Here is a 17,054-nt window from a genome sequence, read left to right as displayed (position 1 = left end):
TAAAATAGACATACTTATTCTATCACAAATTAAACGGAGTGAAATGTAGCGTGCATGAAAATTATATGAAACTTGCAATTCAAGAAGCGAAAAAAGCTTGGGAAATGGATGAAGTGCCAATTGGTGCGATTGTCGTATATAAAGGTGAAGTGATTGGTAAAGGACATAATTTAAGAGAAAATGATCAAAGTCCGATTGCACATGCTGAAATGATTGCGATACAAGAGGCGGCGAAATATCTTAATTCATGGCGATTAGAAGAAACGACATTATATGCTACTTTAGAGCCTTGTGTCATGTGTTCAGGTGCAATTGTAATGAGTAGAATACCTCATGTTGTCTATGGTGCAACTGACCCTAAAGGTGGCTGTAGTGGTAGCCTTATGAATTTAATAGAAGATACGCGCTTTAATCATCGCGCTACGGTTGAAAGAGGGATACTTGAACAAGAATGTGGTGACATGCTTCGAAACTTTTTTAGAGAAAAAAGGAACTTAAAAAAACAAATTAAACAGAATAATACAGATTCATAGAGATTATTACTTTTATTTGTTAAAATTTATGTTGAATATAAAGAAAAGAGGTTACTTTCATGATAAGGTTAATCGCAACAGATATGGATGGTACTTTATTGAACGCAGCACATGAAGTTTCTAATGAAAATTACGAAGCGATAAAATATGCACAGTCTAAAGGTATAACTGTAGTTATTGCTACTGGTAGAGCGTTTTACGAGGCAAATGGCCCGATTGAAAAAACAGACTTATCGTTACCATATATTTGTTTAAATGGAGCAGAAGTAAGGGATGAGGAATTTAATATCGTCCATACTTCTAAATTAACACGTCCTTTAATCAATAAAATCACGGGAGTTTTGAAAAAAGAAGATATTTATTATCAAGTTTATACGAACTTTGGTATCTACACTGAAGATTCAGAGAAAGACTTGGAAATATACATAGATATAGCTGAAAAAGCTGGTCAAAAAGCTGACGTTAAAAAGATTCGAGCAAACATTCAAAGTAGAATTGATAATGGCACGTTAAAAACAGTGGATAGTTATGATGAAATCGAAAATCGTCCAGGAGAGATTATCTTGAAAATATTAGCCTTTTCAAGTGATTTATCTAAAATTGATAGAGCTAAATCGGAAATTTCAGAATCTCAAAGTTTAGCCGTTTCATCATCTTCAAGAGGGAATATTGAAATTACACATTCTGATGCACAAAAGGGTATCGCATTAGAAGAAATTGCTGATCAATTAAACATTCCAATGTCAGATGTCATGGCAATCGGGGATAACTTGAATGATGTATCAATGTTAGAAAAAGCAGGTTATGCTGTTGCAATGGAAAACGGAGCACCTGAAGTAAAAGAAATGGCTGATTATATTACCGACAGTAACGAACATAGTGGTGTAGGGAATGCGATTATACATGCATTAAAAGATTATGATCGTTAATACATCGTCCATAAGAATGATTTTTCTTGAAAATCAAATTCTTAGTTTTTTAGTATGTTATAATGATACGTAATGAAATATCATTAAAATTTTGAGGTGACAACAGTGAAAGTATTACTTATTGTAGGTAGCGCAAAACAATATTCACATACACATGCCCTTGCACAATTTGTTCGAGGAAACTTAGAAGACGAAGGTGCAGAAGTAACTTTGTTTGATTTATATGACAAGCCAATACCGTTCTTAGATGTATCAGGTCGACATTTAAATGATGAACGTATTAAAATTAATGTGAATGAATTACGACAACAAGCTGAAGAAGCAGATGCAATTATCATTGGTACACCGAATTACCACGGTTCATATTCGGGCGTTTTGAAAAATGCATTAGATCATTTAACAATGGATCAATTTAAAATGAAACCTGTTGGCTTAATATGTAATAGTGGTGGTATGCGAAGCACAGAACCGTTATCACATTTGCGAATCATTATGAGAAACTTATTAGGGATTGCAGTTCCAGTTCAAATCTCTACACAAGATGCTGATTTCGGTAAAACTGAAAGTGGCACATATTATATTGATGTAGATGACATTAAATTGCGTGTTAAATTATTTACAGAGCAAATTACGAAACTGGTTAAAAATAATCCGTGGGCTGAAGCAGAAGAAGAAGTAAATTTATAAATACACAAAAAGGCAACAGCGAGCGCTGTTGCCTTTTTGTGTATGATTTTATACTATTTCGTATATTTTAATCTTGCAAATGCATCGTGTTGATGTATGGATTCTTCGTTACGACATTCTATTTCGAATCCTTTTATCCAGTCGAGTTCTACTAAATCAGCAGCTACTAATCTAATTAAGTCTTCAACGAATCTTGGATTTTCATATGCTCTTTCTGTTACGGCTTTTTCGTCTGTACGTTTCAATATTGGGTATAACATTGAACTTGCGTTAGCCTCCATACCGTCTAATACGATATCTTTGTAATTATCGGGTAAGTCTATCTCAGGGTTCAAATCAATTAGGACTGTGATAATTCCGCGTTGGTTATGAGCGGAGTATTCACTAATTTCTTTAGAACATGGACATAAAGTTGTGACTGGCACTTCAATGCCTAAAGATTTTTGAGTCACTTTATCATCTGAAACAGAAAGGATATATCTAATATCTGCATGACCGACTGCTTTTTGGTTAGTGATAGGGCTATAACGATTGAAGAACCATTTAGCTGTAACATCTAATGAAGCAGTATTTTGGAGCATAACAGATTGAAGGGTATTTAATAATGTAGTTAAATGATCGAACTCTAATTTCACACCGTTATCATAATGTTTTTCAACACTTTCTATAATACGGCTCATATTAATACCTTTTTCATCTTGGTTTAAACTTGTTGAAAATTCAAAGTTCCCAACAGTTTGAAAATCATCTATTCTGACAGGGTAAATTAAGTTTTTAATACCAACATGTTCAATCTCGAAAAGGAAATCTTTCTTAGAGCTCTGTAAGTCAGGCATTTTTTCTTTTTCAGTTGGTTTATTGCCTTTGATAGGGTCAACTGAACCAAAGTGTTTCCATCGCGCTTCACGTGTTGATAAATCTAATTGTGTCATTCACATTGCCTCCACTATCTATTCAATATGATATGTCCAGAAATGTTCTGTCTTCAACCACATATCTTTAGCCGCTTCACCCTCTTGTGTATTTGAAGCGAGGTTTTGTAACATTGGACCGGTTTGAGACGCATGAGCTTGAAGGACCTTCATCTTGCGCTCTTCATAACCAGTAATATCTATATTTATATCCGGTTCTCCTAAATCACGATATGTGTCATTGCTAAATGCTACTAAATGTAATTTAGGTCTAGCTGATTCATCCATACGACTGACCGTTCTTATAACTGAATCTGCAGTTGCTTCATGGTCAGGATGAACAGAATAACCAGGATAGAACGAAATAATAAGTGATGGATTAAGTTCATCTATTAATGATTTTACCATACTATCTAATTCATCTTTAGGTTCAAATTCAATTGTTTTATCTCTGTAACCCATTTTTCTTAAATCTGTAATACCAATTGCTGCTGCAGCTGCATCCAATTCACGTTCTCTAATATATGGTAAAGATTCACGTGTAGCAAAAGGTGGATTACCAAGATTACGTCCCATTTGTCCTAAAGTTAAGCATGCATAAGTTACAGGCGTCCCATTATCTACAAATTTACTGAGGGTACCAGATGTACCAAATGCTTCGTCATCAGGATGTGGAAAAATAACTAATACTTGTCTTTCATCATTCATTGTATTCACCTCTTAATCCTTGAAAGGATTGCTACTTATTTCTAATGTTGCAGCAAGCTGTCCTTCATAATTTAGTCCTGCTAATAATAGTTCTTTATCTTCAGTTACCTCATAATGTGTTAAACCTTGTACATAGACCCAACCATTGTTGTCTAATTTTAATCCAACACGATAAGGTTCTTTATTCCCACCAGTTAAATGAGCATGTGTAAATGTAACTTGGATGTTTCTCAAAAATGTGCCAGCATTAAATACTTTGTTATCAAAATGGTTAGCGTAAGCACCATTTGTTGTTTCTACATGGAGATATACTGGCTTATTTTCATACTCTGATATTAGCGTTTGTACTTGATCTACTTGAATTAATTCCATGCCTTTCACTCCTCATAGTATATACTTTACTATTCTACTAAATTCTCGAGTAAATTTATATACAATCTGCTCACAACACTAAGATTTATTATCTTTTAATATAACTTCTCTAGTGTGTTGATAACGATTCATATTATTTGGACGTTCTAACAACATATAACTCACAACATCAATCAGAAAATGTGCGGAAATTTGAGTGTTAATAAACTGTTTGTCGTTTACTCTTGTTTGATCAATTGTCATGATGACAATATCAGAATTTGCGGTAAGTTCACTACCAGCATAGTTTGTAATAGCAATGACAGTAGCGTTTTGTGACTTCGCAATTTTTGCAGCACTAATCAGTTCCTCAGTCTTACCGCTGTTAGAAAATGCGATAAGTGCGTCGTTCTCTGATAGTAATGATGCACCTATTTTCATTTGATGAGCATCTGTTACAGCACTACCATTTATGCCCATTCTCATTGTTCGATAGTAAAACTCTGTTGCAGTTAAGCCAGAACTTCCTAAACCAGCAAATAGCGTTTGTTCGCTATTGGATAGAATATCGATCAATTGATTAATTTTTTGATTGGATATAAATTCGCCCGTTTGTTGAATGAGCGTTTGGTGATATTCGTGAATTCTTTTGATAAGTGGAACATTTTGAATATCAGATTTTTCATAAGTGTGTTGTATATTAAACTTCATATCTTGGAAGTGTTGATAGTTCAATTTATGACTAAATCTTGTGATGCTAGAAGTAGACACTTCGATTGCATGTGCCAATGATGTGATTGTAGAAAAATGGTCTCCTACAGGATGATCAAGAATATAACTTGCTATTTTTTCATCAGCTTTTGTGAAAAGGTATGAAAATTGTTGAATACGATTTTCAAAATTCATGTATTACACCTCAATTTATATAATAATGATTAGTATAATTGAAAAGGTTTTTCAAAACAAATAATAATATTGACTATGTTTTTCACGGTGTTATATTTAGGCTAAACAGGGAGGTAGGTGTTCACATGAGTAAAGTTTTTGATAAAGCACAACAATTCGGGAAATCATTTATGTTACCAATTGCTATTTTACCAGCAGCAGGTCTGCTATTAGGTATTGGTGGCGCTTTGAGCAACCCAAACACAATAAAGGCATATCCAGTTTTGGATATTGATTTGTTGCAATATATATTTATATTAATGTCTTCAGCCGGTAATATCGTTTTCGCTAACTTACCAGTATTATTTGCAATCGGGGTAGCAATAGGTTTAGCGAGAAGTGATAAAGGCACAGCAGGTTTAGCCGCTATGCTCGGTTTCTTAATTATGAATGCTACTATGAACGCTTTATTAACCATTACGGACAATGTCGCGGCACAAGAAGGATTAGCTAAAGCTGGTCAAGGGATGGTTTTAGGCATTCAAACTGTCGAAACAGGGGTGTTTGGTGGGATTATTGTAGGTATTATGACGGCAATGCTACATAATAAGTACAACAAAATTTCATTGCCACCGTTTTTAGGTTTCTTCGGCGGGTCAAGATTTGTACCTATCGTCACTTCTGTTGCTTCTATAGGACTAGGTGTCATTTTATTCTTTGTTTGGCCAACGATTCAAGGTTGGATATTCAATGCGGGTGGTCTAGTTAATAAAACAGGTGTTATCGGTACATTTATTTATGGGTTTATTCTACGTATGCTTGGACCATTTGGTTTGCACCACATATTCTATTTACCATTCTGGCAAACTGCATTAGGTGGCACGATGGAGATTAATGGAAAAGTTGTGCAAGGTACTCAGAACATCTTCTTCGCACAATTGGGAGATGCAAATTTAACGCATTATTATTCAGGTATTTCTAGATATATGTCTGGTCGATTTATTACAATGATGTTCGGACTACTAGGGGCGGCGCTAGCAATTTATCACACGGCTAAACCAGAAAAGAAAAAAGTCGTTGGTGGTTTAATGCTTTCAGCAGCTTTGACGTCATTTTTAACTGGAATTACAGAGCCATTAGAATTTAGTTTCTTATTTATAGCGCCAGTTTTATATGTTATTCATGCAATATTTGATGGATTAGCATTCATGATGGCGGATATATTTAACATAACTATAGGACAAACATTTAGTGGTGGCTTTATTGATTACATTCTATTTGGTGTGCTACAAGGCAATAGTAAGACCAACTTCTTACTTGTTATTCCAATTGGTATTGTTTGGTTCTTATTATACTATGTGACATTTAGATTCTTAATTACGAAGTTTAATTTTAAGACACCTGGACGTGAAGATGAAGATGCTATACAGTCTGTTGATGCAAGCGATCGTGCAAAGACAATTATCAAAGGTTTAGGCGGAAAAGAAAATATAGATATTGTGGATTGTTGTGCAACAAGACTTAGAGTAACCATTCATGATGAGAAGCTTTTCGATGAAGATGTGATTAAATCAACTGAATCGAGAGGTGTTGTGAGAAAAGGGACAGGTGTACAAATTATATACGGTCCACATGTTACGACAATAAAAAATGAAGTAGAAGAAGCTTTAGAAGAATAAAGAAGGAGTGTTATATAAATGTTACCTCAAGGATTAATTGTTTCATGCCAAGCTTTACCGGGAGAACCATTGCATTCATCATTTATAATGAGTAAGATGGCATTAGCAGCGTATCAAGCTGGTGCTAAAGGTATCCGAGCAAATACGAAAGAAGATATCATAGCAATAAAAGAAGAAGTGGATTTACCAGTGATCGGCATTGTAAAGCGTGATTATAAAGACTCTAAAGTTTTTATTACAGCTACTTCAAAAGAAATTGATGAATTAATTGCAAGTGGTTGTGACGTGATAGCTTTAGATGCAACAAAACAAGAAAGACCTAAAGAATCACTAGAAGAGCTTGTTTCATATATTAGAGAACATGCACCAAATGTAGAAATCATGGCAGACGTATCAGATTTAGAGGAAGCGGTTTATGCTGATAAGCTTGGATTTGATTACGTTGGTACGACATTAAGAGGTTATACGGATTATACTAAAGGACATGTTCTATACGAAAATGATTTTCAATTTTTAAAAGATGTGCTAAGCCATGTGGATGCAAAAGTCATAGCTGAAGGCAATGTTATGACACCAGAAATGTTAAAACGTGTTACAGATTTAGGTGTGCACTGTACAGTAGTTGGAGGCGCAATCACAAGACCTTTAGAAATAGCAAAGCGATTTATTAAAGAAATAGAGGGATAATAATGCAAATCATTAATTTAGGTTCTAAAGAGGAAGCGTGTCATTATGTTGCTAATGAGTTATTAAAGCAAATTATTTCAAATAAAAAAAGTGTTCTAGGTTTAGCGACTGGTGGAACGATGGTTCGTGTATACGAACAGCTCGTTAACTTAATTAGAATTAATGAGCTTGATTTAAATGAAATCACAACTTTTAACTTAGATGAATATATTGGAATAGATTATGACCATTCTGAAAGTTATTATACGTATATGCACGATGTTCTGTTTAATCACTTATCAACTTGGAATGAAGAACGTATTCATTTACCAAATGGTTCAGCTGAAGATCTTCAACAAGAAACAAAACATTATGAAAGTTTGTTAGATAAAGAAGGGCCGATTGATGTTCAAATACTTGGAATTGGTGAAAATGGACATATCGGCTTTAATGAACCAGGAACATCGTTTGATAGTTTAACAAGTATTGTAGATTTAACAGAGTCTACAATTGAAGCAAACAGCAGATACTTTGAAGCAATTGAAGAAGTGCCTAAACAAGCAATATCAATGGGTATTCAATCAATATTAAAAGCAAAACGTATTATTCTATTAGCTTATGGACCTAAAAAGGCTGATGCCATTCGCAAATTAATGACTGGTGAAATTACAACGGATTTACCAGCATCAGCTTTGTATAATCATCCGAATGTGGAAATTATATTGGATAATAACGCATACTTGAGCGAAGAAGATGATGAATAGCCGTTATTAAAATTCTCTTGAATGATTATAAGCTTTAAAGTACAATTACTACTGAGATTAGCCTTAAGAAATGGCGGGTGGAAGTAGTGGAAACAATGCGTATTTCATTTAATGATGAAGCGGTATTGGATTATTGTAATATTATGGGGTATCAGTATTATGAAGAAGTACCGGTACAATATTTATTAAGTATTCTTCGAGAATTCAATAGTTTCAAGCCATTTATGGGCAATAATACGAAACTCAAACAGATTAAAAGTGAATTCGAACAAACTGAGCGTATTATGACACTAGAAAATTACACTGCAGAATTAGCATGCCTTAAAGAAACTAAGCATGAAGACAATGCATTTTATCAATACCAAATGACATTATTTAAGAGTCGTAAAGTTGTAGCCAAAGTTACAGCAGAATTTAGCATAATGAATTAATAATGAAGCCGGGATAGAAATTCTAGCTAAAAAGAGAGCCGATTGAACAATGGAAATTCAATCAGCTCTCTTTTTTTATATTTTTTTTGTTTGTTTTATAAGTACATGCTCTATGTTGCAAGACTGACGAAACAAGCAACATAGAAGGTCCGAATGTTGCAAGACTAAGCAAACAAGCAACATTCAGATTCCAATTTGCTCCTACCTCATCCAATTATAAAAAAATAACAACTCATTTCTAGCTGAATAGATCAGTGGAATGAGTTGTTATTGATTTTGAGCTGAGAACGATGTTCCAGTCTCTCTTATTACACTTCTTCAGTGTATACTTCGATTTTTTCAATGCGATTTGAAGCACCGTGATCTACTGGTCCTACAAAGTCATTCATTTTCCAACCGTTTTTAATTGCAGATGCAACAAATGCTTTAGCGTGTTTAATGGCTTCTTCTGGTGTTTCGCCATTTGCTAAATTAGCTGTTGTTGCTGCTGCGAATGTACATCCTGCACCATGATTATAACTAGATTGGAATTTGTCAGTAGAGAGCAGTATATGCTTTTGACCGTCATAGTATAAGTCATAAGCTTTATCTGATTCTAATGCTTTTCCACCTTTAATAACAATATATTGAGCACCTAATTCATGGATTTTTTCTGCTGCTTTTTTCATATCATCAATTGAAGTCAGTTTACCTAAGCCTGAAAGTTGACCTGCTTCAAATAAGTTAGGTGTTACTACTGTTGCTTTTGGTAATAGTTCTTTAATCATTGCTTCAGTATTTCCTGGGTTAAGTACTTCGTCCTCGCCTTTACAGACCATTACAGGGTCTACTACAAAGATTTCAGATCCAGATTCATCATATGCTTGACGCGCACGTTTAATAACTTCTTCTGAACCAAGCATACCTGTTTTTATTGCATCAGGACCTATTGAAATAGCAGTATTTAACTGTTTATCTAATAAATCAAGAGGTAATGGCGTTACGTCATGTGCCCAAGTTTGTGGGTCCATCGTAACGACTGCTGCTAATGCAACCATTCCGTAAGTATCGTGTTCTTGGAATGTTTTTAAATCAGCTTGCATTCCAGCTCCAGCACTTGTGTCAGATCCTGCGATTGTTAAGACTTTTTTTAATGCCATTGATGATTCCTCCCAATATTTCATATGTTTTATCATATCATGTTTTTTAATTGTAAAAAATAGTTATGACCTTTTCATTAGTGCTATGTTATCATTTTTATTGAGGTGAATTATATGGATTGGCAAGAAATATTTCACAATATAAAATCTGAGCATGACTTTTCTGAAATGGAGTCATTTTTAGAAAAAGCTTATCAAAATAAAACGATTTATCCAGATAAGGAAAATATTTATCAAGCGTTTGATTTAACACCTTTAGATCGCGTGAAAGTTGTCGTACTTGGTCAAGACCCGTATCATGGTCCTAATCAAGCACATGGCTTAGCTTTTTCGGTGCAACCAACTGGGAAGTTTCCGCCTTCTTTAAGAAATATTTATAAAGAATTAGAGGCAGACATAGGGTGTCAACGAGAAACACCTCATTTACAAGATTGGGCTAAGGAAGGTGTGTTGTTGTTAAACACTGTTTTAACTGTAGAAGCACATCAAGCACATTCTCATAAAAATATTGGCTGGGAAATATTCACTGATGAAATTATTAAAAGTGTTTCTCGTGAGTTGGATGATGTTGTATTTATCTTATGGGGTAAACCGGCACAATCTAAAATTAAGCTGATTGATACTGAACGACATCATATTATACAATCAGTGCATCCAAGTCCGTTGTCAGCATACAGAGGCTTTTTCGGGTCTAAACCATTTAGCAAAACGAATGAATATTTGATTGCAAGCGGGAAGGAACCTATAAATTGGTGTGGAGGTGACAATTTATGATTAGTAGAGATCAATTAATTGCGGCCATTGAAGAAGAATTAGTAGGCGCTGATAACGCCTCAACAAATGAAATTTTTAATCGACATATGCATGCAATTCATACTTTAAGTGGATTATTTGATAAAGAAGAGGGTATTAAACACGATATAAAAGTGGAACAAAACTTCTCTTCAACTCGAACAAAGCCAGTTAAAAAAGAAAAACCTCAAGTTTCTAATGAAGAAATTAGAAAAATGGGTGGAAAAGTATCTCATTCATCATCAGTTGATGCGAATGATAAGCAGTTAACAACAGATGATGGAATAGGTAACGGAGATTCACTATTTGAGTTTTAAGAATAGAAAGGAAGGTAAAAAATGAAATTATTTATTATTATTGGTGCAATTAATGCAATGATCGCAGTAGCAGCTGGAGCGTTTGGTGCGCATGGATTAGAAAATAAATTGTCGGCTAAATATTTAGATATATGGGAAAAAGCTACAACATATCAAATGTATCATGCTTTAGGTTTAATTTTAATTGGTATTATTACAGGGACAACTTCAGCTAGTTTAAATGTCGCGGGTTGGTTGATGACATTTGGTATCGTATTCTTTAGTGGTTCATTATATATATTAGCTGTTACACAAATTAAAATATTAGGCGCTATTACACCAATTGGCGGCGTGTTGTTTATTGCAAGTTGGATATTACTTGTAATTGCAGTTTGGAAAGTTTAAGAAGAAGTTTAATGACGTTTCACGAAATATAAATATAAGGGTGGAACATTTATGGCAAGGAATAAGAAAGATTTATCAAGAGGAAATTTAGATAAAAATTTATCAGAAAAATTTGTATGGGCTATTGCATACGGTTCGAGTATCGGGTGGGGTGCATTTATACTACCTGGTGATTGGATTGCTCAAGCTGGGCCGTTAGGTGCATCAATCGGTATCTTTATCGGCGCTTTACTGATGATTGTTATCGCAGTAAGTTATGGCGCACTAGTTGAGAAGTTCCCGGTTTCCGGTGGTGCTTTTGCTTTTGGATATTTAGGATTCGGTAAATATGTATCCTTCTTCTCATCTTGGTTTCTAACATTTGGTTATATATGTATCGTTGCATTAAATGCTTCAGCATTTAGTCTGCTTTTCAAATTTATTATGCCAGGATTTTTAGAACAAGGTAAATTATATACAGTCGCAGGTTGGGACGTGTACATAACAGAAATTTTACTATCGTCACTTATTCTATTAATTTTTGCTTGGATAAGTATAAAAGGCTCAAGTTTTTCAGGTAGTTTACAGTATGTATTCTGCGTGATTTTAGCAGTTGTCGTTATATTGTTATTTGCAGGTTCATTTTTCACTCAAGATTTTTCATTCTCTAACGTTAATCCAGTCGTTAATAATGACGAAGGTTGGCTCTCATCTATTGTAATCATTTTAGCTGTTGCACCTTGGGCATATGTAGGGTTTGATAATATCCCTCAAACAGCAGAAGAATTTAACTTTGCACCAAGTAAGACATTTAAGTTAATCGTATTTAGTTTAATCGCTTCAGCATTAACTTATGTCATGATGATATTGTTGACAAGTTGGTTATTTAAAGACGCATCAGCAGTTGGTGGAAACTTATGGATAACTGGATCAGTCGTTCAAGAAGCCTTCTCGTTCGTAGGGTTAGCAGTGTTAGTTGTGGCAATCATGATGGGCATATTTACAGGTTTGAACGGATTCTTTATGAGTTCTAGTAGATTGTTATTCTCTATGGGTAGAGCATCTGTTATGCCAAGTGTCTTTAAAAAATTACACCCAAAATATAATACGCCATATATCAGTATTATATTTATATTAGTGCTTGCATTAGTAGCACCTTGGTTAGGTAGAACGGCTTTAACATGGATTGTAGATATGTCTTCAACAGGCGTATCAATCGCATATTTCATAACATGTTTATCAGCATTCAAACTGTTCTCATATGACAAAAGAAGTATGATGTATCATCCGAAATATAAAACATTTGCGATCATCGGGGCGGTTATCGCAGGAATATTCTTATGCTTATTACTTATTCCAGGATCACCCGCAAGCTTATCATTACCATCTTACATTGCATTATTTGTCTGGTTAGTGCTTGGAATTGTATTCTTTATGATCAGATACCCATCACTTAAAAAAATGACAAACGATGAATTAAACTACTTAGTCTTAGATAAGACTAAAGAAGAAATGATAGATTTAGAAGCCAAAACAGATGTGAAAAAATAGATAAAACAAAAAACAGACTGCCAACAAAGTTACTTAAAGTGAACATGTTGGCAGTCTTTTTTTGTTGAGTCTCAATTAAAACTTTGAGTTCAAGGTTCTATTTGAATAAGATAGTTGATAAGAAACTGAGACATAAATGTCCTAACCTATAATGATTTTGTAAAGTGCATGCTTGCCTGGGGTATGGCTCGAGCCTGTAGTCTCTCTCACATACTATTCCCCCGGGCGTCAGCACTTTACAAAATCAGCACAAAAATGACAATTTAAGTATGTACAAAAATGTCTTGGGTTAACTTCGGAATAAACTCACGAGTTGAGCGATGTCTTGGATTAACTTCAGACTTAACTCACGAGTTGAGCGATGTCTTGGATTAACTTTGGACTTAACTCACGACATAGGCAATGTCTTGGATTAACCTCAGACTTAACTCACGACATAGGCAATGTCTGTACTGAACCCAAAAATATGAACTCTTTTAGTATAATATTTGAATGAAACATGTAAAAAAGACAAAAAAACAAACTAGAAACTAGTCTGTTTTTTGTTTGTTTTTTAAGTACATATAAACCGGAATACCTATTGCTAATATTATCAATGAATATAATGAGCCCATAAAGTCTGAGATGAGTGTATTGATAATAATAAAAGCGCCACCTAGCAGTGCTAATAATGGAATGAAAGGATACAACGGTACGGAATATGCTCGTTTAACGTCTTTGTTGCGTTTTCTAAGAATAAATAACCCTACGAATGCCATCATATAGAAAATATAAATAATAAATATGGTTACTTCTGATAAATAGTCTGCATTCACTGTTTCTGGGAATAACAATGTTAAGATGATGAGCAAGAATGAGATTCCGAATACAGTTGTTAATGCGCCTAATGGTGATTTGAATTTAGGACTAATATATCCCACAAACTTATGCATTGGTAATAAACCATCTTCAGCCATAGCAAATGGAATACGTGGGAAGGTAATGATTTTTCCGTTTAAACAACCGAATATTGAAATGATGACACCGATATTCACAATTTTTGAACCTATGTCACCGAATAATGTTTTTGCAGCTTCTGCACTAGCTGTGTTTCCTAATCCTACTAATTCAGCTGCAGGTATCACATGAAATACAGCGATGTTAATGAGCACATAAGCAAGTGTTACAATTAATAAACCGATTAACATTGCCAATGGTAAATTTCTTTGTGGCTTTTTCATTTCTCCAGTCATATTCGTTAACATGATCCAACCGTCATAGGCAAATAACGTTGCAAGGACAGCACGACCGAAGTTTATTTCTCCGTCCGTTTTAATGAGTGATGTTACATCTTGACCGAAAATACCTTCGTTACCCCAAAGTAATCCGAATATGATAATTGCAAATACAGGAATGAGTTTAGCAATAGTTGTGACGTTTTGCATAAGTCCGCCAAACTTTGTACCTAAAATATTTACAATTGTTAAAAAGATGAGTGCGAGTAATCCAACCCAAACGCTCATATTGTTACTAATACTAAAGAAATTTGTGACAAGTATACCGAAAAATAATACAAGTGATACGATAATGGCCGGTCCATATATAATCGTTTGAACCCAACCTGTTAAGAAGCCCCAAAATGGACCGTAAATATCACGAATATAAGCATATAATCCACCAGTTTTGGGAATTTGAGCTCCGATTTCAGAAATTGTTAAACCAGCAGCTAAAGTTAATACGCCCCCAACAACCCAAGCAAGAATTGCCATATTACTAGTACCAGCATATGTTAAAACAACAGCTGGTTTCACGAATACACCTGACCCGATAATCGTACCAACAACAATAGTAATAGCAGTCATTAATCCGATTGATTTCTGTAATGATTGTTCTTGATTATGTTTCATAACTACTCCTTATGTATAAAATTTCAATGAATGATATATCTTTATATAGCCTAATATACACGATACAGCATATTTGTATATCGGAAATTTTAATATTAAAGAATTTTTTATTTGATGTATTAATATCTGAAAATTTAGATAAATATATAGTTTGAAAATTTATTTTATTTTAAAAAATATATGGTAGATTTTTTAATAATCGGTATGTATAATGTTCATCATGGATTGAAAGCGATTTCTTTAAAATTGATAAAGCACAATAGAAATAATGTTGTTGTTTAAGGAGGAATGTAAAATGTTAGAGCTCGATGCTATTACAACATTGGCACTAGCATGTATCCTACTTTTATTAGGAGAAGCGGTAGTAAGTAATGTTTCTATTTTGAGACGTTTATGTATTCCTGCTCCAGTAATTGGTGGATTATTATTTGCAATATTAGTAGCAATTTTACAATCAACAAATATCATAACGATTAAGTTAGATTCTGATTTTATTCAAAACTTCTTTATGCTCGCTTTCTTTACAACAATAGGTTTAGGAGCATCATTAAAATTATTAAAACTTGGTGGTAAAGTGTTAATACTATACTTCGTCTTTTGTGGCGTATTAGCATTTTGTCAAAACGTTATAGGTGTTTCATTAGCAAAAGTATTAAATATACCACCTTTACTAGGCTTAACTGCTGGTTCTATGTCGATGGAAGGTGGACATGGGAATGCAGCAGCTTATGGTCAAACTTTAGAAAGTTTAGGTGTTAATTCCGCTGTAACAGCAGCACTTGCAGCAGCTACATTAGGGTTGGTTGCCGGTGGATTAATTGGTGGACCAGTTGTTAAATATTTAATTAAAAAGTTCGATCTAAAACCTGAAGACGCTAAAGATTCTGGTTTAGATTATAGTGAAGTAGAATACAATGAAAATTTACATAGTAGAATGAATCCAACTACAGTGTTTATCGTTCAGTTTACAATTATCGCTGTTTGTATGGCTATTGGTACATTTATTGGCGAAGGATTTACGGATTTAACAGGTATCAATATTCCAGTTTATGTAGGCGCGATGTTTGTGGCAGTAATTATTAGAAATATCTCGGATTATGGTAATTTAAATATCATTGATATGAAAATTACCAATCGAGTAAGCGACGTTACATTAAGTTTATTCTTATCAATCGCTTTAATGAGTATTGAGTTAACAGAAATATACCAACTCGCTCTACCATTAACGATTATCGTATTAGCGCAAATCGTGTTTATCGTACTGTTCTCAGTCTTTGTCGTATTCAGAGGGTTAGGGAAAAATTATGACGCAGCAGTTATGATCGGTGGATTTATTGGCCATGGATTAGGTGCGACACCGAACGCGATGGCAAACTTAGATGTTATTACGAAGAAATTTGGTGCCTCGCCAAAAGCTTATTTAGTCGTACCAGTAGTTGGCGCATTCCTAATTGATTTATTAGGTGTTCCAATCGTTACGTTATTTATTAATCTATTTAGCTAAAAACTAGTATGATATAAATGATTCATACAAAAATCATAAGAATGAATAAAAAATAAACATATCACGATTTACTGCGTAAAATCAGTAGCGTGATATGTTTATTTATTTTAAGTTGAGCGTAATGTCTCAACTACTAGATATTAATTTAATTGAAAGAATGTATCTAATTCATCAATATTTAAAATGTTACCTACATAGAATGCACCGAAGTCACCATATTTAGCTGAAACTTCATCGAAACGCATTTCATAGATTAATTTTTTGAATTGTAACATGTCATCACTAAATAATGTTACACCCCATTCGTAGTCGTCTAAGCCTACAGAACCCGTAATGAATTGTTTTACTTTGCCTGCATAGCTACGTCCAATTAAACCGTGAGAACGCATTAAGCTACGTCTGTGATCCATATCTAGCATATACCAGTTATCATCACCGTCACGTCTTTTATCCATTGGATAGAAACACACGTATTCAGAACGTGGAACTTCTGGATATAATCTTGCTTTTACATGTGGATTTTCATATGGATCTTCATCAGAATCACCAGCAAGATAGTTTGAAAGTTCTACTACTGAAACATAAGAATAAGTAGGAATTAAGAAATCACTGATGTTTAATTTGTTAAATTCATTTTCTAAAACGTTCAATTGCTTAACGTCAGGACGTAAGAACCATAACATTAAGTCTGCTTTTTGACCTGTAATGTTGTAGAAAGCATGTGAACCTTCTTTGTTATTATGAACTGTTTCTAATGCTTCAAGGAAAGTTTTGAATTCATTAATCATTGTAGTTCTATCATCTTCTGGTACAGTTTTAAGGCTTGTCCAATCTATTGCATAAAATAAATGCAAGCTGTACCAACCATCTAATGTTTTTGCTGCTTCGTTCATTTTACTTTCGCTCCTTTTAGAAAATAATATCTTCTTTATAAGTCTATCATACTAGAAAGCGAATA

At 34.1% G+C, this 17,054-nt stretch carries 19 protein-coding genes; 12 read left to right on the top strand and 7 right to left on the bottom strand.

The window, feature by feature from the left end:
• Nucleotides 1-50: 50 nt before the first annotated feature.
• The 3 genes from tadA (at nt 51) to LQ598_RS05435 (ending at nt 2,149) form a co-directional block, all read left to right on the top strand.
• Nucleotides 51-533 (top strand): tRNA adenosine(34) deaminase TadA, encoded by a 483-nt coding sequence (gene tadA, locus LQ598_RS05445; RefSeq protein ID WP_103322198.1) that lies wholly within the window; start codon nt 51-53, stop codon nt 531-533.
• A 59-nt stretch (nt 534-592) separates the two neighbouring features.
• Entirely contained in the window at nt 593-1,462 is an 870-nt protein-coding gene (locus LQ598_RS05440) for a Cof-type HAD-IIB family hydrolase (RefSeq protein WP_239745337.1), read from the top strand.
• 105 nt (nt 1,463-1,567) lie between these two features.
• Nucleotides 1,568-2,149, top strand: a complete 582-nt coding sequence (locus LQ598_RS05435; protein WP_107536369.1) for an NADPH-dependent FMN reductase — start codon at nt 1,568-1,570, stop codon at nt 2,147-2,149.
• A gap of 53 nt (nt 2,150-2,202) precedes the next feature.
• Here LQ598_RS05435 and folE2 read toward each other — a convergent pair whose 3' ends face one another.
• The 4 genes from folE2 to LQ598_RS05415 form a co-directional block, all read right to left on the bottom strand.
• Nucleotides 2,203-3,081, bottom strand: coding sequence for a GTP cyclohydrolase FolE2 (gene folE2 / locus LQ598_RS05430; protein ID WP_016912562.1), 879 nt, complete (start codon nt 3,079-3,081; stop codon nt 2,203-2,205).
• Between the two features lie 18 nt (nt 3,082-3,099).
• The gene (bshB2, locus tag LQ598_RS05425; RefSeq protein WP_107536368.1) at nt 3,100-3,768 is read right to left on the bottom strand and encodes a bacillithiol biosynthesis deacetylase BshB2; all 669 of its coding nucleotides are present in this window, start codon (nt 3,766-3,768) and stop codon (nt 3,100-3,102) included.
• Between the two features lie 12 nt (nt 3,769-3,780).
• Nucleotides 3,781-4,140 carry a YojF family protein gene (locus LQ598_RS05420; protein WP_016912560.1) on the bottom strand — a complete coding sequence of 120 codons (360 nt, stop codon included), beginning with the start codon at nt 4,138-4,140 and terminating at the stop codon, nt 3,781-3,783.
• Between the two features lie 78 nt (nt 4,141-4,218).
• Nucleotides 4,219-5,025 (bottom strand): MurR/RpiR family transcriptional regulator, encoded by an 807-nt coding sequence (locus LQ598_RS05415; protein WP_016912559.1) that lies wholly within the window; start codon nt 5,023-5,025, stop codon nt 4,219-4,221.
• Nucleotides 5,026-5,150: 125 nt separating this feature from the next.
• Between LQ598_RS05415 and LQ598_RS05410 the strand changes: the two genes are divergently transcribed.
• The 4 genes from LQ598_RS05410 (at nt 5,151) to LQ598_RS05395 (ending at nt 8,544) form a co-directional block, all read left to right on the top strand.
• Nucleotides 5,151-6,683 carry a PTS transporter subunit EIIC gene (locus tag LQ598_RS05410; RefSeq protein WP_016912558.1) on the top strand — a complete coding sequence of 511 codons (1,533 nt, stop codon included), beginning with the start codon at nt 5,151-5,153 and terminating at the stop codon, nt 6,681-6,683.
• Nucleotides 6,684-6,701: 18 nt separating this feature from the next.
• Nucleotides 6,702-7,370, top strand: coding sequence for an N-acetylmannosamine-6-phosphate 2-epimerase (locus tag LQ598_RS05405; protein WP_016912557.1), 669 nt, complete (start codon nt 6,702-6,704; stop codon nt 7,368-7,370).
• Nucleotides 7,371-7,372: 2 nt separating this feature from the next.
• Nucleotides 7,373-8,113: a glucosamine-6-phosphate deaminase gene (gene nagB, locus LQ598_RS05400; protein ID WP_107559089.1), complete on the top strand. Its 741-nt coding sequence runs from the start codon at nt 7,373-7,375 to the stop codon at nt 8,111-8,113.
• 95 nt (nt 8,114-8,208) lie between these two features.
• Entirely contained in the window at nt 8,209-8,544 is a 336-nt protein-coding gene (locus tag LQ598_RS05395) for a hypothetical protein (RefSeq protein WP_213017701.1), read from the top strand.
• A gap of 308 nt (nt 8,545-8,852) precedes the next feature.
• On the opposite strand, the gene thiD is transcribed toward LQ598_RS05395, so the two are convergent.
• Nucleotides 8,853-9,683, bottom strand: coding sequence for a bifunctional hydroxymethylpyrimidine kinase/phosphomethylpyrimidine kinase (gene thiD, locus LQ598_RS05390; protein WP_103322671.1), 831 nt, complete (start codon nt 9,681-9,683; stop codon nt 8,853-8,855).
• A 114-nt stretch (nt 9,684-9,797) separates the two neighbouring features.
• Between thiD and LQ598_RS05385 the strand changes: the two genes are divergently transcribed.
• From LQ598_RS05385 to LQ598_RS05370, 4 genes are read left to right on the top strand one after another with little or no spacing between them, the layout of a single operon-like run.
• Nucleotides 9,798-10,457: a uracil-DNA glycosylase gene (locus tag LQ598_RS05385; RefSeq protein ID WP_016913134.1), complete on the top strand. Its 660-nt coding sequence runs from the start codon at nt 9,798-9,800 to the stop codon at nt 10,455-10,457.
• Nucleotides 10,454-10,792 (top strand): DUF5327 family protein, encoded by a 339-nt coding sequence (locus tag LQ598_RS05380; RefSeq protein ID WP_103322672.1) that lies wholly within the window; start codon nt 10,454-10,456, stop codon nt 10,790-10,792. The genes LQ598_RS05385 and LQ598_RS05380 overlap by 4 nt, the downstream gene beginning before the upstream one ends.
• Before the next feature lie 21 nt (nt 10,793-10,813).
• Nucleotides 10,814-11,176, top strand: a complete 363-nt coding sequence (locus LQ598_RS05375; RefSeq protein WP_016913136.1) for a DUF423 domain-containing protein — start codon at nt 10,814-10,816, stop codon at nt 11,174-11,176.
• 51 nt (nt 11,177-11,227) lie between these two features.
• Nucleotides 11,228-12,706 carry an APC family permease gene (locus LQ598_RS05370; protein WP_107592892.1) on the top strand — a complete coding sequence of 493 codons (1,479 nt, stop codon included), beginning with the start codon at nt 11,228-11,230 and terminating at the stop codon, nt 12,704-12,706.
• Between the two features lie 530 nt (nt 12,707-13,236).
• On the opposite strand, the gene LQ598_RS05365 is transcribed toward LQ598_RS05370, so the two are convergent.
• Entirely contained in the window at nt 13,237-14,592 is a 1,356-nt protein-coding gene (locus LQ598_RS05365) for an APC family permease (RefSeq protein ID WP_103322674.1), read from the bottom strand.
• Nucleotides 14,593-14,887: 295 nt separating this feature from the next.
• Between LQ598_RS05365 and gltS the strand changes: the two genes are divergently transcribed.
• Entirely contained in the window at nt 14,888-16,096 is a 1,209-nt protein-coding gene (gene gltS, locus LQ598_RS05360) for a sodium/glutamate symporter (RefSeq protein WP_016912399.1), read from the top strand.
• Nucleotides 16,097-16,236: 140 nt separating this feature from the next.
• Here gltS and hemQ read toward each other — a convergent pair whose 3' ends face one another.
• Complete coding sequence (hemQ, locus tag LQ598_RS05355) at nt 16,237-16,989, bottom strand: hydrogen peroxide-dependent heme synthase (protein ID WP_016912398.1); 753 nt, start codon at nt 16,987-16,989, stop codon at nt 16,237-16,239.
• Nucleotides 16,990-17,054 lie beyond the last annotated feature (65 nt).

The sequence above is a fragment of the Mammaliicoccus sp. F-M27 genome (assembly GCF_022387115.1).
Lineage (GTDB): Bacteria > Bacillota > Bacilli > Staphylococcales > Staphylococcaceae > Mammaliicoccus > Mammaliicoccus vitulinus.
This window is presented reverse-complemented; position numbering and strand designations above follow the sequence as displayed.